This window comes from Paenibacillus xanthanilyticus, assembly GCF_042682185.1.
Classification (GTDB): domain Bacteria; phylum Bacillota; class Bacilli; order Paenibacillales; family Paenibacillaceae; genus Paenibacillus_Z; species Paenibacillus_Z xanthanilyticus.
In genome coordinates this window covers 1367371-1387729 of record NZ_JBHUHA010000001.1, presented here as the reverse complement: position 1 = coordinate 1387729, position 20359 = coordinate 1367371, and the positions used below count along the sequence as shown (strand labels likewise).

14 protein-coding genes and 1 pseudogene are annotated in these 20359 nt (G+C 58.5%); 13 read left to right on the top strand and 2 right to left on the bottom strand.

What is annotated here, in order from left to right:
- Positions 1-49 precede the first annotated feature (49 nt).
- From ACFSKT_RS05680 to ACFSKT_RS05665, 4 genes are all read left to right on the top strand, one after another.
- Positions 50-586: a sigma-70 family RNA polymerase sigma factor gene (locus ACFSKT_RS05680; RefSeq protein ID WP_377718152.1), complete on the top strand. Its 537-nt coding sequence runs from the start codon at positions 50-52 to the stop codon at positions 584-586.
- Positions 567-1637: a DUF4179 domain-containing protein gene (locus ACFSKT_RS05675; RefSeq protein WP_377718027.1), complete on the top strand. Its 1071-nt coding sequence runs from the start codon at positions 567-569 to the stop codon at positions 1635-1637. Before ACFSKT_RS05680 ends, ACFSKT_RS05675 begins: the two co-directional genes overlap by 20 nt.
- 87 nt (positions 1638-1724) lie before the next feature.
- Positions 1725-2648: a nuclear transport factor 2 family protein gene (locus tag ACFSKT_RS05670; RefSeq protein ID WP_377718026.1), complete on the top strand. Its 924-nt coding sequence runs from the start codon at positions 1725-1727 to the stop codon at positions 2646-2648.
- 271 nt (positions 2649-2919) lie between these two features.
- Positions 2920-3447 carry a DUF5381 family protein gene (locus ACFSKT_RS05665; RefSeq protein ID WP_377718025.1) on the top strand — a complete coding sequence of 176 codons (528 nt, stop codon included), beginning with the start codon at positions 2920-2922 and terminating at the stop codon, positions 3445-3447.
- Positions 3448-3542: 95 nt separating this feature from the next.
- Here the strand turns inward: ACFSKT_RS05665 and ACFSKT_RS05660 are convergent, their stop codons facing one another.
- A complete protein-coding gene (locus ACFSKT_RS05660) occupies positions 3543-4376 on the bottom strand; it encodes a DUF4915 domain-containing protein (RefSeq protein ID WP_377718024.1) in 834 nt (277 codons plus the stop codon).
- A gap of 180 nt (positions 4377-4556) precedes the next feature.
- Here ACFSKT_RS05660 and cysC point away from each other — a divergent pair, with 180 nt between their 5' ends.
- The 3 genes from cysC to ACFSKT_RS05645 all read left to right on the top strand — a co-directional run bounded on the left by cysC (position 4557) and on the right by ACFSKT_RS05645 (position 11235).
- Positions 4557-5195: an adenylyl-sulfate kinase gene (cysC, locus tag ACFSKT_RS05655; protein WP_377718023.1), complete on the top strand. Its 639-nt coding sequence runs from the start codon at positions 4557-4559 to the stop codon at positions 5193-5195.
- A gap of 589 nt (positions 5196-5784) precedes the next feature.
- The gene (locus ACFSKT_RS05650) at positions 5785-7164 is read left to right on the top strand and encodes a copper amine oxidase N-terminal domain-containing protein (RefSeq protein ID WP_377718022.1); all 1380 of its coding nucleotides are present in this window, start codon (positions 5785-5787) and stop codon (positions 7162-7164) included.
- A 417-nt stretch (positions 7165-7581) separates the two neighbouring features.
- Positions 7582-11235: a family 14 glycosylhydrolase gene (locus tag ACFSKT_RS05645; protein WP_377718151.1), complete on the top strand. Its 3654-nt coding sequence runs from the start codon at positions 7582-7584 to the stop codon at positions 11233-11235.
- Between the two features lie 166 nt (positions 11236-11401).
- Here ACFSKT_RS05645 and ACFSKT_RS05640 read toward each other — a convergent pair whose 3' ends face one another.
- A complete protein-coding gene (locus ACFSKT_RS05640; protein ID WP_377718021.1) occupies positions 11402-12190 on the bottom strand; it encodes a TerC family protein in 789 nt (262 codons plus the stop codon).
- Between the two features lie 468 nt (positions 12191-12658).
- Between ACFSKT_RS05640 and ACFSKT_RS05635 the strand changes: the two genes are divergently transcribed.
- From ACFSKT_RS05635 to ACFSKT_RS05610, 6 genes and pseudogenes are all read left to right on the top strand, one after another.
- Entirely contained in the window at positions 12659-14392 is a 1734-nt protein-coding gene (locus tag ACFSKT_RS05635; RefSeq protein ID WP_377718150.1) for a cache domain-containing sensor histidine kinase, read from the top strand.
- Positions 14385-16013 (top strand): response regulator, encoded by a 1629-nt coding sequence (locus ACFSKT_RS05630; RefSeq protein ID WP_377718020.1) that lies wholly within the window; start codon positions 14385-14387, stop codon positions 16011-16013. Before ACFSKT_RS05635 ends, ACFSKT_RS05630 begins: the two co-directional genes overlap by 8 nt.
- Positions 16014-16186: 173 nt before the next feature.
- On the top strand, positions 16187-17575 hold the full coding sequence (locus ACFSKT_RS05625) for an ABC transporter substrate-binding protein (RefSeq protein ID WP_377718019.1): 1389 nt from the start codon (positions 16187-16189) through the stop codon (positions 17573-17575).
- Between the two features lie 131 nt (positions 17576-17706).
- Positions 17707-18633: a carbohydrate ABC transporter permease gene (locus ACFSKT_RS05620; protein WP_377718149.1), complete on the top strand. Its 927-nt coding sequence runs from the start codon at positions 17707-17709 to the stop codon at positions 18631-18633.
- A 1-nt stretch (position 18634) separates the two neighbouring features.
- Entirely contained in the window at positions 18635-19483 is an 849-nt protein-coding gene (locus ACFSKT_RS05615) for a carbohydrate ABC transporter permease (protein ID WP_377718018.1), read from the top strand.
- Positions 19484-19674: 191 nt separating this feature from the next.
- Positions 19675-20280, top strand: a pseudogene (locus ACFSKT_RS05610) (LamG-like jellyroll fold domain-containing protein); the annotation flags it as partial.
- Positions 20281-20359 lie beyond the last annotated feature (79 nt).

Below are 20359 nucleotides of genomic sequence, written 5' to 3'. Positions count from 1 at the left end.
CAGGGTCTAATGGTTATCAAGACCAGGCAAAGGAGTAACCGTAGTGGAGATGCAGAAGCAGGTGCAGCTGGCCAAAGAAGGGAACCATGAGGCGTTCATCGGGCTGATCACGGACATGAAGACGCAGTTAAACAGCATAGCCTATGCCATCCTGCGGTCCGAAGAGGACAGCGCCGATGCGATTCAAGAGACGATTCTTAGAACCTACAAGTCGCTGCGAAAATTGAAGCACGAGGCGTTTTTCCAGACGTGGGTGATCCGGATTCTTATTCATGAATGCAACCGGATGCTGGGCAAGCGGCCCCCATGCAAGCCGCTGCATTCCGAAGCCATTGGCGCGGCTGCGGCCGTCGATCCGGCGTATGGCGATATCGATCTGCGCGAGGCGGTGGACCGGTTGGAGCCGCAGCTTCGGATCGTCATTATTTTGTTTTATTTTCAGGACATGCCGGTCGGCAGGATCGGCGAGCTGCTGGAACTCTCGGAAGGCGCCGTGAAAACGAGGCTTCATCGGGCGCGCAAAAAGCTGCTTCACACCTTGGATATCGGCGAAGGGGGCGTAGAGCATGAACCATCCCGATCTTGAGTCGCGGTTAAAAGAACTACGGCGCGCGCAGGCGGAGCCAATTCCGTCGATCGTGGACGCGAAGATGAATGAAGCGTTTCGCATGCTCCCGAAGCTCGATCGCACCCGCCGCAGAAGACGGATTTACGCGCTAGGCGCAGTCTCCGCTTCCGTCATGCTCGGGGCCGCCATGCTCGTCTCGGTGTTCGTCTCGCCCGCGATGGCTTCCAAACTAAGGGAGATTCCCATTATCGAGAATTTGTTCGAGCTGACGAACAATATGGGCCTGAAGACGGCGGATGAAGCGGGCTTGACGACCGATATCAATCAGAGCGTCACGAAGAACGGGGTGACCGTGTCGATCTCCAAATTGGTCTATACCGGCTCGAACATCTCTTTCATCCTGCATCAGCAGGCGGAGGATCAGAACCATAAGCGTAATTTCTCGGTTGGCGCGCTGGTCAACGGACAACCCGGTCCGTTCTCCTTCTCGACGCAAGGAATGAGGAACGGCGGGCAGGCCGGCGTCGGCGCCGCCGCGATCATCAAGCTCAGCCACGCGGAGATCGATTCCCGCACCGGTTTGCCGTATCGATTCCCCGATCAATTCGAGCTGACGCTTAAAATCGGATTGGAAGGCATGGGCTGGGAGAACTACGAATTCAAGATCGATGTCGCCCGGAACGATAAGCTGAGCACCATACTCGAGTTCGATCAAACCGTCGAAGCGGGCAACCTTCGCTATACCGTCGAAAGGCTGGAGCTGACGCCTCTCATGACCAAACTAGTCGTGAACGTGGAGCAATACGGGGAGATGGTGGAACGGCTAAAGGAGAATGAGGTGCTGGATTTCGTGCTCTTCGACCAGGATGGCCGTCCGCTGGAGCCGAACGGTTGGCACGGGAGAAGGATCATGAATACGGGAGCGACGAAGCTGGATATCGACTTCGATCCGTTCGTCGAGAAGCCGGACAACGTGATCGTGAAGCCGCGCATTTGGTCATATGAAAGGCGCCAACCTGCCCAGGAGCGCTACATCGAGGGAGCGGAGATCGAATTGCCCGTGAAGTAGCCTGCGCAATTTTTCCATTCAGAAGGGAACCTTCCCGGATTCTCCGTTGTCTAATAGGGCGACAAAGAATCGATGGGAGTGGAGAAGATGACATGCGCGAAAAAAGTAGGGCAAACAGCGACGCTCGCCATAATGCTAACCTTGATGGCGGTAATATTGGGATGCGGGAAAGAAGAGACGGCGAAGCCGGAGCCTGATCCGGCTGTATCCGAAGCCGGGCAACCGCAGAACGACGCGCCCGAGCCCGAGGAGAATGCGGCCGCGAACGAACCTGCGACGCCCGATGCCGGGGATGAGCCGGCGGAAGTCGCACAACAACCAGACGACACGCAATCGCTGGAGCAAGCGTCGGCGAAGGATGGCCGTAAGTTCCTGGACGCCTTGAAGCAGCAGGATACGAAGGCGCTGTCCAGCCTGATGTCGCCCGCGGAGAACGAATATACCGAGGCGGATATGGCGAAGGTCGTGGAAGGCTTCCGAATGTACTTCGACCGTTTGGAGGAGCTTCAGCTGCGTTTCGAGTCCAGCGAGCAGAACGACGAGCGCTATATCGAGCATTATGCGGTCACGGGCACGAAGGATGGCAAGGCGAGGGAACTCGCTTTTGACATCAGCTACGCCAAATCGCAGGGAATGGACGTCATCCGGGACGACGCCCGCCGCGAGCCGCTGTACGATTCCCCGCTTATTGGACAGTACCCGTATGCGGTGCGCGAGATCGAGCGCTACGTCCAGGCATTGCTCCAGCAGGATAAGGCGAGCATCCCGCTGCATTTGGGACTATACGAAGAGAACGACGAGACGAAAGCGACCGTAGAGCGCTTGATTCGGAAGTATGCGGATGCGCTCGATTTGAAGACGGCGAAGATCGTCCCGAAGGGCTACGACGAGCAGAAGAATCAATTCCGATTCGAGCTGCGCGACGAGGGCGGACGCACGCACGAGCTGCGGATGGCTGGAGAAGATCTTCGGATCGCGGACGAGTGGGCGGCGAATCAAGAGGCAGGCTAGCCAAGATGGTCAGGTATCGTTCGGGTACTGAGAGGTGAGGAGGCAAATGGGCGGAATAGCCCGGATAGCCGGATCTGCGCGCAGGTCCGGCCATCCGGGCTTGTTTGCCGTTTTCTTGTTCGCCAGCGCGTTGCGATCACCGCGGCGGGCGGCTGCTCCTGCGTTCCGCGTCGATCGCGAACCCCCCTAAACCTGTGATCCGTCACGAATGGTAGAGTAGACACTACGGCTTGGGCAGCACGTCAAGCCGATTCGGGGGGGGACAGCCAGAATGAGCAATTTACGTGAAACCGAGTACGGGGTCGAAGTCGTCCCCTCCAAATATGAGGCAGGCTGTCTCATCGCGGGAGCAGGCTTTATGCTCGCCGTCTCCGCCGTACTGCTCTATTTGGCGCGGGATTTTCATATCGTGAAAGGCATCCTGGCGGCGGTCGTTGGGTTAACCGGAACCGTCTTCTTTGGCGGGGCGCTTGTTCAGGCGCTCTACATATTGAGCAGCCGGCGGCCTTTGTTTGAAATTCGGGAAGGCATCTTGAGGAGAAGACGGACGGAGGTCGCATTGGCGGACATCGACGAAATTACGTTCGGCTGGCATGCCTACCGGCCGGCGGGGATGGTGTTCGCGGACCTTGTGGTTCGGACGGTACAGCATAAGCGGTATTTCTTTCCGACGTATAATATGGTGCCGGAGACGGAGATCGATAAGCTGGTACGAGCCCGCATATTGCCCTATGCAACGAACGCATGCAGAGAGAAGTGGGAGGAGCAGCAAGGAGCGGCTACCGAGTCAAGGCAGTAAGGCCAACCGGCTCGCCGCAAATCAGAACAAAACGCCGTCCGCTCCGCAATATTGGAGCGACGGCGTTTTTGCGGTGGCTGCGAAGTCGAGGGCGATCAGCGGCGCAGAGGCTTCAGCTTCGTTGCGAGGGAGACCGGAATGAACCGCAGCTCGTAGATCTCACGGAACGGAACGGGTATTTCATTCAAGAGTTGCAGCGTCCGAAGGTCGATGAGCATCACGCGGCCGAGTCCTGCATGCTCCTGCCGGCGATGGCCGCTAATGCCGACGGCGACGATCTCGCCTTCGATTGCCATGCCGCGCGGGTAGCCTCCGAGGGCGAGTTCCGCCCTGACCTCCTTCCCGTCGGACACGAGGAGCCGCCCGGTTCCAGAGTCGCAAATCAAGTAGTACGCGCCCGCTTGCCGAGGAGAATGAGGTTCAGTCAGCTGCCCCCATACGTTGTCACCGGATTGCACGTCGATCACGATCCCGTTCAAGGAGGAGCTGTCTTTATACTCGCGATGCTTGGCGAAACGTCCGAAGGCCGAGACCACGAGACGCTCATTCCATTGGTCCAGGCAATTCAGATGCATCGAATCGGACTCGCCGGGAAATGTCCGCGTGGATACGAGCTCGCCGCTAAGCGCCGAGATGCAGACGACTTCGTTCGTGCCGGTCGATACCGCGTAGATGAGACCGTTCTTCACATAGACGTCATGAATGTCCGAGAACTCCGGGAACCTCAGCCGTCTCGTCCGGCCAACCCGGTTCTGCACGACCAAATCCGCCCGATCTTCTTGCTGGATCGAGCGGACGAAGAAATCGTCGTCCATGCCGATTCCCGTCGTCGATACCCGATCAATGACATGCCAATGCCGCTGATCGAAATAGGCCATGCCGCCGCCGTTGGGCGACGAAAGAAGCAGCATCCTATCATCGCTCCACATCTTCTTTCCTCCTTATCTATCGTGTAATCTACTTTATTCTAATAGGGGTCGCCTCGTCCGTGCCCTTGTTCCCCTCGCGGCGAAACTCGAGGACAGAAAGCCTTTCCGTCTATCGGCTTCTCTCATAAAATGATAGAGAGTTCGCAGAACAGGCATGGAAGAGAGAGGAGGAGGTCCGCGATGCCTTCTGAATCGGTTGGTGAAGGCCAACGACCGGCTGCCGCATCCCATATCGTCCGTCATGAATCGTCTGTCACCAAGGAGGAGCGCACCAGGCGCGCCGGTCATCGTGGAGGCATTGTCTGGTTCACGGGACTGCCGGGTTCGGGCAAATCGACGCTGGCCGGCGCGGTGGAACGCGCCCTGTTCGACAGAGGCGTGCAGGTCTTCCTGCTGGATGGGGACAATCTCCGGCATGGCTTGAACGGAGACCTCGGATTCACCCGGGAGGACCGCCGCGAGAATGTGAGGCGGATCGGCGAGACAGCGAAGCTGATGAAGGAAGCGGGGCTTATCGTTCTTGTCGCATGCGTCTCGCCTTACCGCGAGGAGAGGGAGATGGCGCGCGCGATCGTCGCTGAAGGTTCCTTCATCGAAGTCTACGTGAAATGCTCGGTAGCGGAGTGCGAGCGCCGGGATCCCAAGGGGCATTACCGCAAAGCGCGCGATGGCGAAATTCCCGATTTCACGGGCGTTAGCGCGCCGTACGAAGCGCCGCCGTCTCCCGAAGTTACCGTGGATACGGAAGCGGAGAGCGTAGCGGAAGCCGCTGGACGAATCGTCGGTTATGTGACAGCTTGCGGCTGGATGGCGAAATAAAACGAGAGGATGGCGCCCGAGGAGATCTGCCGAAGGCGCCGTGCTTTTCTATTCATTTTGAAAAAAAGGGCTTTACAACGCGGCTCAAACTCGCTATTGTATACATGGGCATCGTTACCAGCCCTCCTCGGATAGATGCATGTTGACCGACCACCCTCGATTCGTCCGCTGCCGAGCAGCGAAATCCCAGACCCATTGATTTGCCTTCCTTTTGACCGCCCATTTCCAAACCTTTGCTTCATCTGCATGCTGATTTTCTGTTTATTTCCTGTATGCGTTCTAGTCAATGACACCTTCTTCAATTCCGCAAGTCATCATCCGTTTACCGCGATGCCGCGAAAGAGCGGCCGAGCACCCCGGTTATCCCGCATGTCATCCTTATCGATTGACCCCCCAACCATTTCGCTTATCTCTCATCCGTCGTCCGATCCTGGCGTCCGTGCGCCTGCTGTTGTTTCCGTTCCGCGAATGGCGACGATTTCGCCATGCTTATTTAAGCATCGCCGGGCTTGGCCGCATGCCGGGTATTGAGCCGACTAGGATGGGTTGCATGAGATAGAGGAGCCACACATTTTAAGGAGGATTATCCATGAAACGTTTACGCAAAACCATCCAAACCGCCGCGATCGGCGCGATCGCCATCAATAGCTTGGTCATGGGCGGTGCGGCCTTCGGGGCCGACATCGTCGCATCGCAGCTAGCGGTTAAGGAGTTCCGGTATCTCGATAAGGAGCTGGATCGGATCTCGCTCATCAAGACGGGCGAACCGGACGGGACGCGAGATGGCCACCTCAGCCTGCTGATCGATGCGGGCGAAGGGACGGAAATCAAGCAGATCGTCATGAAGACGGCCGACGCGAAGGGCGTCGATACCGGACATGGCATCTGGACGTCGTGGAAGGAGCCGAGCGACGTCGGCAAATACCTGCTCGCCGTGGAGCATGACGGCAAGACGCTCAACACGACGTTCAAGGAATCGCTCGGGCAATTCAAGGGCATCAACCAGTTCGACCTCTACGCCTCCGACAACAACAGCATGAAGGACGGCGAGTATTACTACGTGGAGATTACGACGAGCTCGGGCGTCGTCAAGTCGGACATCACGCCGTTCGCGGATGCGGCTTCGTCGTATGCGCCGGTCATCATCCGCGAATTCAGCGGGGCAGGTCTGACCGAGGATAAGATCTCGATCGCCAAATTCGGCGAAGACGGGCGAGAGGACGGCACCTTCAAGCTGAAGCTGGCGTTCGCGCAGAAGACGAAGGTGCTCTCCGTCATTCTCCGCGCGACGGATAAGGACGGCAAGGAAGCCCCCGGCATTTGGCGCACGAACCGGGCCGGCGTCGGCTGGCTGCTGGGCCTTAAGCAAGGAGAGAAGATCATCAATCCGGAGTTCAACAAAGACGTGACGACGCCGGTCGGCACGTTCCGGGGTACGGTCGATCTCACGCTGTATGCCAACAACAACGGCTCGATCAAGAACGGCCAATTCTACGTGATCGAGGTGGAGACGCAATTCGGCACGGTCATCTCCAAGCCGGTCGAGTTCGGGAACAAAGACTCCGTTCACCTGGACAATACCGTATTCCCGTTCAAGACGATCTCGCTGAAGCTGAACCAGACGGAGGCGGCCGTAGACGATAAGAACGTCAAGCTGGACGTCGCCCCATTCTCGCTGGATGGCCGCACGATGGTGCCGCTCCGCTTTATCGGCGAAGCGTTCGGCGCGAAGGTGGACTGGGATAAGAAGGCGAACCGGATTACGATCGCGAAGGGCAGCAGCACGATCCAGCTCGTCATCGATCAGAAGGAAGCAGTCGTGAACGGCGAGAAGGTGCTGCTCGATTCACCGGCCATGACGCGTAACAACGTCACGCTCGTGCCGATTCGTTTCGTCAGCGAATCGCTCAAGATGAAAGTATTCTTCGACGACGGCGAGATTTTCGTCACGGACGCGACGGAACAGTAACAACTCGCGCAGCATCCGCGCGAATTGTGTCCGCCTATATAGCTTAAACGCAAGTAAGGGTTCTTCCATCGTCAGCATCAGGCCGGCGATGGGAGAGCCCTTGTTTGATTTTGCGGATCGGCATCGGCGATTCCCGGTTGTTCGCTCGCTTCACGCCGCGGTTGCCGAATGACGGACGAACACCATCAATATTTTACACCGGCATTGTTCAATTTTCTGGGTATGGTTCGCGCAGGAAGCTCTCTACAATAGAAGATGATAGCGCTTACAGGCGAAGGCAGTCGAACGGAGGGAGGAAATTGGAGAAGGTCATCTAGCGCAGTCAGAAGTACAGGTTAATAGACGAGGAGGCTGGTTAGTGTGTCAGGTTTGAGATCGAAGGCGAGAAGAAGCATCTCGCTGCTGCTTAGCGCGGTTATGCTGCTCTCGGTGATCTTCTCGATCAACGTGAAGAACTCCGAGGCGGCGGTCGCGAGCAATTTCAAGGCAGCCGTGATGGGGCCGCTGTCAAAGGTGACCGATTGGAACGCGTTCAAGGCCCAGCTGCAGACGCTGAAGAACAACAACGTGTACGCGATTACGCAGGACGTCTGGTGGGGCATGGTGGAAGGCGCCGGCGACAACCAATTCGACTGGAGCTATTACAAGCAGTACGCCAGCGTCGTGCGAGAGGTCGGTCTGAAATGGATCCCGATCATCTCCACGCATAAGTGCGGCGACAATGTCGGCGATGCGTGCTTCGTCGAGATCCCATCGTGGATCTGGAGCAAAGGCACGGCGGATGAGATGAAGCTGAAGAGCGAGACGGGCTACGTGAACAGCGAAGCGGTATCCCCGCTGTGGAGCGGCGTCGGCCAGCAGTACAAAGAGCTGTACAGCGCGTTCGCGGCTGCCTTCACCGAGTACAAATCGATCATTCCGAAAATCTACTTGAGCGGCGGTCCGTCCGGCGAGCTTCGCTTCCCGTCCTACTACCCGCCGGCCGGCTGGAGCTATCCGTCCCGCGGCAAATTCCAAGTGTACTCGGAGCACGCGAAGCAAGCATTCCGAACGGCGATGAAGACCAAATACGGCACGCTCGCCGGGATCAATGCCGCATGGGGAACAAGCCTGTCCGCCGATAGCCAGATCAACCCGCCTTCGGACGGCGACGGCTTCTACACGAGCGGCGGCTACAATACGACCTACGGCAAGGATTTCCTCTCCTGGTACCAAAGCGTGCTGGAGAACCACCTCGGCGTCATCGCTCAAGCCGCGCACGATAGCTTCGATCCGGTATTCAACGTGCCGATCGGGGCGAAAATCTCCGGCGTCCACTGGCAGATGACGAACCCGACGATGCCGCACAGCGCGGAACATGCCGCGGGTTATTATGACTACAACCGGCTGATCCAGAAATTCAAGGACACGAATATGGATCTGACGTTCACGTGCTTGGAAATGTATGATTCGGGCAGCGCGCCGAATTATAACATGCCTTCCACGCTCGTCGACCAAGTTTCCGCGATCGCCAACAGCAAAGGCGTGCGCCTGAACGGGGAGAACGCGCTGCCGGTCGGCGGATCGGGCGGTTTCTCCAAGATCGAGGAGAAGCTGACGAGATACGGCTATACCGGGTTTACACTGCTGCGCATCAATAACGTGGTGAACAACGACGGTTCGGCAACGGGCGAGATGGCGAATTTCAAGAACTACGTCACGAAATATTCCACGCCGGATAATACCACGAATAACGCGGTGACGGTGTATTACAAGAAAGGGTTCGCGACGCCATACATGCATTATCGTCCGGTTGGCGGCACATGGACAACCGCTCCGGGAGTCGCAATGCCGAATTCGGACGTGAGCGGTTATGCGGCGCTTACGGTTAATATCGGCTCCGCCTCGCAGCTGGAAGTCGCCTTCAATAACGGCAGCGGCACATGGGACAACAATGCGACGAAGAACTACTTGTTCGGCGTCGGCACCTATGCATACACGCCAGGCGCGAGCGGCGCGGCAGGCACGATCACGTCAGGCAAGCCTTCGGGCGACACGGGCACGGGCACGAATACGGCGACGATCTATTACAAGAAAGGCTTCGCAACGCCTTATGCCCATTACCGGGTAGCCGGCGGCACGTGGACGACGGCGCCGGGTACGGCGATGGCGGACTCGGACGTGAGCGGCTACGCGTCGATCACGATCGCGCTCGGCAGCGCCACCACGGTCGAGGTCGCTTTCAATAACGGCAGCGGTACGTGGGACAGCAATTCGTCGAACAACTATATCTTCCAGTCGGGGACGTCGACCTATACGCCGAGCACGAACGGAGGAGCGGGGACGATTACGTCCGGCAAGCCTTCGGGCACCGGCGGGGGCACGACCAATACGGCCGTCATTTATTATAAGAAAGGGTTCGCAACGCCTTATGCGCATTACCGGGTAGCCGGCGGCACATGGACGACGGCGCCGGGCGTCGCGATGGCGGATTCGGATGTGAGCGGCTATGCGTCGATTACGATCGCGCTCGGCAGTGCGACATCGGTTGAAGTGGCCTTCAACAACGGCAGCGGCACGTGGGACAGCAACAATCAGAAGAATTACATTTTCCAGGCAGGCACATCGACTTATACGCCGGGAACGAACGGAGCGGCGGGCGCAATTGCGCCCGGCGCTCCTTCCGGCGGCACGGGCAGCGGGGGCGGCGGAACGCCGGTCGATTTGACCGACTGGTCGACCAAGAGTATCTATTTCATCATGACCGACCGGTTCGTGAACGGCGATCCGAGCAACGACAATTACGGCGGCTTTAACGCGAACAAGTCGGACATGACCAAGTGGCACGGCGGCGATTTCCAAGGCATCATTAATAACCTGGACTACATCAAGAACATGGGCTTCAACGCGATCTGGATTACGCCGGTACAGATGCAGCGCAGCGACTATGCCTACCACGGCTATCACACATACGACTTCTACGCGATTGACGGACACCTCGGCACGATGGCGAAATTTCAAGAGCTGGTGAATACGGCGCACGGCAAAGGGATTGCGGTCATGCTGGACGTCGTCCTCAATCACACCGGCGATTTCAACAATAGCGGCTATGCGAAGGCGCCGTTCAATAACGCCGATTGGTATCACCATAACGGCGATATCACGGGCGCGGACTACAGTGCCAACAATCAGTGGAAGATCGAGAACGGCGACGTGGCCGGCCTCGACGATCTGAACCAAGAGAATCCGGCGGTCATGACGGAGCTGAAGAATTGGATCGGCTGGCTGAAGCGGGAATCCGGCGTGGACGGCCTGCGCGTGGATACGGTGAAGCACGTGCCGAAGTGGGCGCTGAAGGAATTCGACGCCGCGGCCAATACGTTCACGATTGGCGAAGTGTACAGCGGCGACGCCAGCTATGTCGGCGATTACAGCAACTATCTGGACGCGGTGCTCGACTTCCCGATGTACTACACGTTCAAGGATGTCTTCGGGAGCGACGCTTCCATGACGCTGATCCGGGATCGCTACGCGCAGGACGTCAAGTACCGGGACACCCGCTACAACGGACTGTTCCTCGATAACCACGACGTGAAGCGGTTCTTGAACACGGCGACCGGCAATCCGTCCAATCGCAATGACAAATGGCCGCAGCTGAAAGCGGCGCTGGGCTTCCTGTTCACCTCGCGCGGCATTCCGATCGTGTATCAAGGCACGGAGCTCGGCTATGCCGGCGGCGACGATCCGAGCAACCGGGAAGACGTCGTGCCGAACGCGAACCACGAGCTGTACAAGCACATCGCCAAGCTGAACGGCGTGCGCAATAGCCATCCGGCGCTGCAGAACGGCACGCAGAAGGAGAAGGCGGCCGAGAGCGCGTTCTATGCGTTCCAACGCTCGAAGGATGGCGACGAAGTCGTCGTGCTAATCAACAATTCGTGGAGCAGTCAGACGAAGACGATTGGCAACCTGGATAACTTGGCGAACGGGACGCAGCTCAAGAATCAGCTGGGCGCGGACACGCTGACGGTCAACAACGGGGCGATTACCGCGACGCTCGGACCGAAAGAAGTGAAGATCTTCACGAAATAAGTCGGATTAGATCGCGCTTGCGCGTCGGAGAGGTTGCCCCGGGAAGGCGGGTGCGGCCTCTTCGTTTTTCTCGCGAGAGCAGGTTTCCTTGCGAGCCAATCCATCGGCAACGAATAAAGCAGCCACGCCTTGTCAAGACGGGACTGCTTTATTTAGAAGATCAAGCTTAAGCCGCGTGGGACGCTTGTTTCTCTTTATCCTTGCTGCCGGAGAGGAACCAGCCGGACACCGCGATGACGATCAGCACGGCGTAGAAGGTGAGCTTCCAAGCCGTCGACTCGGCGAAATCGTGCGGGATGACATGGATCGAAGGGTGCGCCAGCGTATGGACGGCGAGTTTCACGCCGACCCAGCCGACGATGCAGAACGCCGCGACTTCAAGCGCCGGACGGCTCTCCAGCAATTTCACGAACAGCGTGGCGGCGAAACGCATGATGACAAGGCCGATGAAGCCGCCAAGGAATATGACGATGAAGTGACCGCCGTCCATGCCGCCGATATTCGGCAGGTTGGTCGTCGGCAGCGCCACCGCCAGAGCGACGGCCGCCAGAATCGAATCGATTGCGAATGCGATGTCGGCGATTTCGACTTTAAGCACGGTCATCCAGAAGCCGCTCGGCTTGCGCTCTTTGTTTTCGCGCTTTGCGGCATCGTCTTCGCCCTTCTTCACGATCACCTTGCGGAAGATATGGTTCAGCGCGATGAACAACAGGTATAGCGCGCCAAGCGCCTGTACTTGCCACACGTCCACGAGGAAGGAGATGGCGAAGAGCGACGCGAAACGGAAGACGAACGCGCCGGCCAAACCGTAGAACAGCGCCCGCTTGCGCTCCTGCTCCGGCAAATGCTTCACCATGATCGCCAGCACGAGCGCGTTGTCGGCGGCAAGAAGACCCTCCAGCGCAATCAATACCAGCAATACCCAACCATACTCCAGCAACAATCCGAATTCCATGTGGGATCCTCCTTTGAATAATCAAACTCGCGACTCCAGCTTCTGCACAAAAGAAAAGAGACCTCTGCCTTGTTAAAAGGCAAAGGTCTCGCTAACAGTGCCGTCTGAACGGCAGTGCCAATAAAGCCGGAGGCGCTAAAACCGCGCGCTCGTAATGACGACGTTATTGTACCAGCTACTCCCCTTTGGAGCGGTTCTTCCTATGCAATTGCGTAAAGCCTCGTATAGAAGGGTGATACGGCAGACGAAAGGCTTGGTTTCGGATTCCGAAAAAATTAATATGGCGAACAATTGGCGAACGGCAAAATCAAGTGCCCGAAACAATTGCGCCAAGCGCGTTCTTCCCTATCAAATGAGAGACTAGGGCCAAAGTTGGAAAAGATAGCGCTTCCACAGGAAAAAGAGAGGACGACGTCGAATGGGTCGGGAAACAAGCATCGGCCAAAGGAGGAGCTGTCCGTCTTGCAGGTGCGCGCGTATTACAACAACCAGTTGATCAAGAACAAAATTTTCCTCATCACGGCCGTCATTATGACGCTCGTGTCGGGACTCAGCATGGTGGCCGTTCATTTCGCGACCCGCATCTACGAGGATAAGGTGTACGCCGAGGCCGCGCAGGTGCTCAATTTGTCCTCGGGCGCGGTCGACGGCAAGCTGAGGGAGATCGAGGATTTGACGTTCGACATCCTCAGCGACCGGACGATCCAGTCGCAGCTGTCGAGCGTATCCGGCACGATGAACGAATACGATTATTTCAAAATGAAGGACAAGCTGATGGACCGACTCGTCGAGCTCGCCCAGCATCAGCGCGCCATCGCGGCGATCCAGGTAAACGATGCTTCCGGCGGCGAGAGTCAGGCTGCCATTACATCGCGTTATCGCTTGGACACGGCAGCATACGAGCGCAAGGCAATGGAGGCGGGCGGCTCGGTCGTCTGGCTGGCGGCTGAAGAGCCCAACGTGCTGATCGCCGCCCGGCAGATCCGCCGGATGAGCGGCCTGAGCTTGAAGAATCTCGGCGTCATGGTCGTCTTCGTCGACATGAAGCGGTTGGCGGGGCAGTCGCTCGAGCTCGCCGAAGGCCGGTTCTTCGTCATGGAGCACGCGGGTCGCGTCGTGCTGGCCAGCGGCTCCGGCCCGGCCGAGCAGCTGGCCCATTTGCCGCTTCGCGAGCGGCAGGGCTACACGATCTCCAAGCTGAACGGCGATACGTATTTCATCACCCATCTGATCTCGAAGTACCAATCCTTTACCTACTACAACGTTCTGCCGTACGGGAGCGTGTTCCTGCAATCCAAGATGATCAAATACGGTCTGTTCGGCCTCTATGCGCTGCTGTTCATGCTCGCGCTCTACTTCGCCAGGGTGGCCGGACGCGCGATCTCCAAGCCCCTGGAGCAGCTGACCGCCAAGATGAAGCTGGTTCAGAAAGGGAACATCGACTCGGCCGATCTGTTCCAAGGCGACAACCTGAACATGGACGAGACGGGACAAATCCACCGTCATTTTCGCCTCATGCTGGAGACGATCAACGCGCTCATTCGCGAGAATTACGCCAAGCAGCTGGCGATCAACGAATCGGAGTACAAGGCGCTGCAGGCGCAGATCAATCCTCATTTTCTGTACAACACGCTAGAGTCGATCAACTGGATGGCCAAAGCGAACCGTCAGCCCGACATCTCGGCGATGGTCACGGCGCTTGGCCGTCTGCTGCGGGGCATCATCAGCCGCAAGGAGCCGCTGATCACGATCGAAGAGGAGATGCGGATCGTCCGCAATTATGCGACGATTCAGCAGATCCGGTTCGGCGACCGGCTGCGGCTGCACATCGAAGGCGACGAGCAGCTGGCCGGCTGCTACATTCCGAAGCTGACCGTGCAGCCGGTCATCGAGAACGCGATCCAGCACGCGCTGGAGGCGATGTCCGCGCCTTGCGATATCGCGCTTGCGTTCATTGCCGGCGAGTCGCATATCACCATATGCGTGACGGACAATGGTCCCGGTATTGACGAGGCGACGCTTGCGGCCATAAGGGAAGGGCGCGTCGTGTCGAAGGGAACGGGGATCGGTCTGAGCAATATACGCGAGCGAATTCGGCTGATGTTCGGGGAGGAGTACGGCGTCGAGATCGAACCCGGCGCCGAAGCGGGGACGACGGTGCGCATCCGCGTGCCGTACAGATGGGAGGCAGACCATGTATAACGTGCTGCTCGTGGACGACGAGCGGATTATTCTCGAAGGCATCGCCAATGTGGTGGAGTGGGACAAGCACGGCACGCGCCTGGCGGGCAAAGCGGTGAACGGCAAGGAAGCGGTCCGGCTAATCGAGTCGCAGCCGCCGGACATCGTCATCACCGATATCCGGATGCCCGAGCTGGGCGGTATCGAGCTTATTCAGTGGGCGAAGGAGCGCTATCCGCGCATGCATTTTATCGTCCTCTCCGGGCACGAGGAGTTCGCCTCCGCCCAGACGGCGATGAAGCTGGGCGTGCGCCACTATTTGCTCAAGCCTTGCTCGGAGGACGAAATCGCGGGCGTGCTGGACGAAGCGGTGGAAGAGCTGCGCGAGCGGGAGCGGCAGGAGTCGTTCAAGGCGTCGACGATGGAGCAGCTCGCGCGGGTGCTGCCGCAGATCAAGGAGCAATTTCTGAAGGAATGCCTCATGAACAAGACCTATAGCGAGCGGGATTGGGACTATTATAGCGGGTTGCTCGGCCTCGACATCGAAGACCGGTCGGTCCGGCTGCTCCTGTTCGAGATCGAAGGCAGCTGCGAGTTCGAGCATCTCTTCGCGCTGCACAACATAGCCGAGGAGCTCGTGCGGGAATCCGGCCGGCACGTGCTGCTGAACACGACGATCGGCGAGCGGCTCGTCCTGCTCGTCGAGGAGGGGGAGCTGCCCGAATGGCTCGCGCTGCTGGAGCGGGTCAAGCGGATCTACGGGCAATACTTCCGGCTGGACTTGACGATCGCCGTCAGCCATCCGGGTTCGATCACGCAGCTGCGGATGCTGTACCGGGAGACGCAGGCTTGCTTGTCGCATCGGTTCTATTTGGGCGAAGGGAGCATTATTACGTCGGAAGACATTCTCCATCCGGCCGAAGCGCTTCCGATGGAGCTGGAGGTCGACACGGAAGCGTTCGCCAACGCGGTGCGAAGCGGGAACACGGAGCGTGCGCGCGAATTCGTCCGCGAGACGATCGCCCGTCTGAAGGCGAGCAAGCTGGACGTCGGGCTCGTCAAATCGTGCGTGCTGGAGCTGTACCTGGTGCTGCTGCGGGAGAAGGGACGCGCCAAGTCATCGTGGTCGGCCGGGTCCGAAGGCAGCTCGGCCGCGCGGCCGAGGCCGATGCGCGGGCTCGAGGCGTACCTGCTTCGGGACGACGCGTTCGACACGCTCGATCAGACCGAGGACTACTTGCTTCAGGCGGCCGTTGAGGCGGCGGAGCGCAATTACGAAGCGAACGTGCAGACGCAGTCCAAGGTTATCGCCCAGGTCATTCGTTACGTGGAGGAGCATCTGGACGACGAGTCGCTGACGCTCTCGAAGCTGGCGCATGACATCTTTTACTTGAACGTGGATTATCTCGGGAAGCTGTTCCGCAAGGAGACCGGCGAGAAATTCTCGCTCTACATGATCCGCGTGCGCATGGAGGAGGCGATGCGGCTGATCGCCCGCGCCGAGTCCGTCAAAATCTTGGACATCGCCGCCCAGGTCGGGTTTCGCGGCAATCCGCAATATTTCAGCCAAGTGTTCAAGAAGCATACGGGCTTGACGCCGTCGGAGTACAAGAAGCAGCTGATCATGATGCCGGAAAAATGAACGAAAGTCGCCATAATGAACGTCGGTCAGCCGATACCGCGGGTGCATGTCCTCTGCGGATATCGGTTTTTTTAACGTAGAAGACCGTTTCGTTTCATTTTCGCCCGGCGTTGTATGCGCTACCATAAAGAGGAAGCCAAAACGAGATAAGCCCAAGGAGGTCTATCGATACCATGAGAACACGCTCGACGTTCATGACGCTTGCCGCGGCGGTGCTGCTGACATTCTCGCTGTCGGCTTGCAGCGACGGGAGCAACAACGGCGCGGGGACGAACAACGCCAATACCAATAAGAACGCGGCGCCGGCGGAGACAAGCGGGAGCGCGAACCAGACGAAGACGGAGACGGCCAAGGCCGAAGGCGGCGGGGAGGACGTCACGCTTCGCCTCATGTGGTGGGGGTCGCAAACCCGTCACGACTTGACGAACGAAGTGGTGAAGCTCTACGAATCGAAAAATCCGCACGTGAAAATCGAGACGGAATTCACGAGCTTCGACGGGTATTGGGAGAAGCTGGCCGCCATGGTCGCGGGCAACAACATGCCGGACGTACTGCAAATGAACTTCGGCGAGTACCTGACGCAATACGCGAGCAAGGACGTGCTGCTCGACATGAAGCCGTTCACCGAGAACGGCACGATCGACGTCAGCAAAGCGAACGAGGGCATCATGGCGTCGGGCGTCGCGAACAACCAACTGCTCGGCATCCCGCTCGGGATGAACGCGCTGACGGTCATCTATGATGAGAAAATGCTGCAGGATGCCGGCGTTGCCCCGCCGGATCTGAATTGGACGTGGGACGACTGGAAGAAGGCGGCCGAAGCGGTGCACGCCAAGTCCGGCAACTACGGCACGCAAGGGCTTGAGATCACGAATATTTTCGAATATTACGCCCGCCAGCACGGACAGACGATGTACAGCGCGGACGGCAAGGGGCTGGGCTTCGACGACAAGCTGCTGACCGAATACTTGGCGATGACGCTGGAGCAGCAGGAGAAGAAGACGTACCCGTCGATGGACGTGATCATGCAGCACGAGGCGATCGAGGACCAGCTGATCGTCCACGGGAAAGCGCCGTTCGACTTCCGCTGGTCGAACCAGGTCGTCGCGCTGACGAAGGCGGCGAATCGGACGCTGAAGCTGGCGCCGCTGCCGGGACCGGATATTAACAAAGGGATGTACTTGAAGCCGTCGCTGTTCTTCTCGATCAGCAAGCAGTCGAAGCATCAGGAGGAAGCGGCGAAGTTCATCAACTTCTTCATCAACGACGCGGAAGCGAACAAAATCATGAAGGGCGAGCGCGGCGTGCCGATTACCTCCGATATTCGCGAGGCGCTGGCGGCGGACCTGGACGAAACGAACAAAATGATCTTCGACTACATCGATATGATCGGCGCGAACAGCAGCCCGATCGACAGCGTCTATCCGGCCGGCGCCTCCGAAATCTCGAAGGCGATGGAGGAAGTCAACGAGCAGGTCATGTATAAGCAGCTGAAGCCGGAGGAAGCGGCGGCCGAATTCCGCAAGCGGGCGGAAGAGATCATCGCGCGCGGCGCGGAATAATCGAGAGCGACGAGCGCTAGGGAGAGGCCGGAGCCATGACGGACGACGCGCGGGCGCGTCCGACGGCGGAGCCGGCCTGCTCCTTCTTGCGGCTGAAGGAAGGCGGGAATGACATGAAACAAGAGGCTTCCATGCCGCTTCTCGGGGCGGCGAAGAGCAAAGCAAAGAAAGGGAAGGAAAACGATAATCTGACCGGTTATCTGTTCATCCTGCCGTTTTTGATCGGATTTTTCGCGCTGACGGTATTCCCGGTGGCGATGTCGCTGTACCTGTCGTTCACGAACTACGACATGCTCGGCACGCCGCGCTGGATTGGCTTGGACAATTACGAGCGGATGCTCATGGACGATATGAAGTTCGTGCAGTCGGTGAAGGTGACCCTGTTCTACGTCTTCACGGCGGTGCCGTTCCGGCTCGTCTTCGCGCTGGCGATCGCCCTGCTGCTGGCGAGGCTCGTCGTGATGAAGGGCGTGTATCGGACACTGCTGTACCTGCCTTCCGTCATCGGCGGCAGCGTCGCGGTATCGGTCATGTGGCGGCAGCTGTTCGGCAACGAAGGCGCGCTTAACTCGATCTTGGCGAAGCTCGGGCTGCCGACCGTGTCGTGGCTCGGCGATCCGTCGTACGCGATCTGGACGCTCATTTTGCTGTATGGCTGGCAGTTCGGCTCTTCGATGCTCATTTTCCTCGCGGGGCTCAAGAACATTCCGGCCTCCTATTACGAAGCGGCCGAAGTAGACGGCGCCGGCGCTTGGAGACGGTTCATCAACATTACGATTCCGCTGCTGACGCCGATCATTCTGTTCAACGTCGTCATGCAGACGATCCAAGGGTTCATGGCGTTCACGCCGAGCTATATCATCTTCGAGGACGGCCGGCCGCTCAACTCGACGCTGCTGTACGTGCTGTATATGTTCCAGCGCGCCTTCACCTTCTTCGATATGGGGTATGCGTCGGCGATGGCCTGGCTGCTGCTGCTCGTCATCGGGCTGTTCACGGCGCTCATCTTCAAGAGCTCCTCGCACTGGGTGCACTACGAATCGGAAGGAGAGCGGTAATATGAATCTTCGGCGAAAGGCGGTCATCAAGCTGGCGGCCGAGCAGCTGCTCCTGCTCGCGCTGACGTTCATGATGCTCTATCCGCTGCTGTGGATGGTCGCCGGCTCCTTCAAGGATAACGCCACGATCTTCACAACGGCCCATTCGCTCCTCCCGAATCGGCTCGACTTCTCCAGCTATGCGGAGGGCTGGAAGGGGTTCGGCGGCGTGACGTTCGCGACCTTCTTCTTGAACTCGACGATCATCACGCTGTTGTCCACCTTCGGCAGCGTCGCCTCTTCCGCGCTCATCGCGTACGGGTTCGCCCGTATCCGCTTCCGCTGGAAGAAGCTATGGTTCGTCTGCATGATGCTGACGATGATGCTGCCGTTCGAGATCATCATGGTGCCGCAATACGTCATGTTCAACTGGTTCGGCTGGATCGATACGTATTGGCCGCTCATTCTGCCGACCTTCTTCGGCACGCCGTTCTTCATCTTCCTCATCATGCAGTTCATCCGCACGCTGCCGCACGAGATGGATGAAGCGGCCAAGATCGACGGCTGCGGCAAGTTCGCCATTTTCTCGCGCATTATCGTGCCGCTGATCGTGCCGGCGATGATGACGTGCGCCATTTTCTCCTTCTACTGGCGGTGGGACGACTTCATGGGACCGCTGCTGTACTTGAACAAGCCGCAGTTGTATCCGGTGTCGCTGGGGTTGAAAATGTTCTCCGACCCCGACTCGATCACGAATTGGAGCGCGCTGTTCGCCATGTCGACGCTGAGCGTCGTTCCGGTATTCGTCGTCTTCTTCCTATTCCAGCGGTATATCGTCGAAGGGATTAGCACGAGCGGCTTGAAGGGCTGATCGGACAAAAGGGTGGTAGCCTCGGAGCTTGCCTGAAGCTGATCGCCGCCGCGTCAATCGATCGCCGTCGCCGCATCAATCGATCGTTGCCGCACCGTGCCACGAACTCGCGTCTTTTGAAGGGAGGTGGTTATCCGCAGCTTACACTTGCAGCCCGATAGACCGAACATTCAAAGGAGGAAAGGGTAACGATGAATAGACGTAATCCGATTCAAGCGAAAACCTTCAAAGGCACGGTGGTCACGATGTGCATGGCGCTGGCCGTCCCGTTCGTCATCTATGGCACCGCCGCCGCGGAGACGCCGCTGGCCGATAATTTCAACGACGGCAACGCCGCGGGCTGGACCGCGTCGACGGGCAGCTGGTCCGTCGTGTCCGACGGCGGCAACTACGTGTACGCCCAGACCGGCACGAGCGAAGGCCGTACGTCGGCAGGCAGCGCTTCGTGGACCGATTACGCCGTGGAGGCCAAAGTGAAGGTCGACAATTTCAACGGCACGAACCGCACGTATGTCGCCGGCCGGTATAAGGATGGGAATAATTATTACGCCGCATCGTTATATAACAGCAGCGGAGGCAAGCTGGAGATTCGCAAGAAGGTAGGCGGCTCCTCGACGACGCTCGCGACCAAAACCTATGCCTTGTCGACCGGAACGTGGTATGCCGTGAAATTAGAAATGGTCGGATCGACCATTACGATGTACGTCAACGGCGTGAAGGAGCTGACTGCCACGGATACCGCCTTGACGGCAGGCGGCGTCGGATTGCTCGCGGTCAAGACGGCGTCCAAATTCGATGACGTGACCGTCACGACGGGCGGCGGCACGACCGATCCCGGCACGGATCCGGGTACCGACCCGGGCACCGATCCCGGTA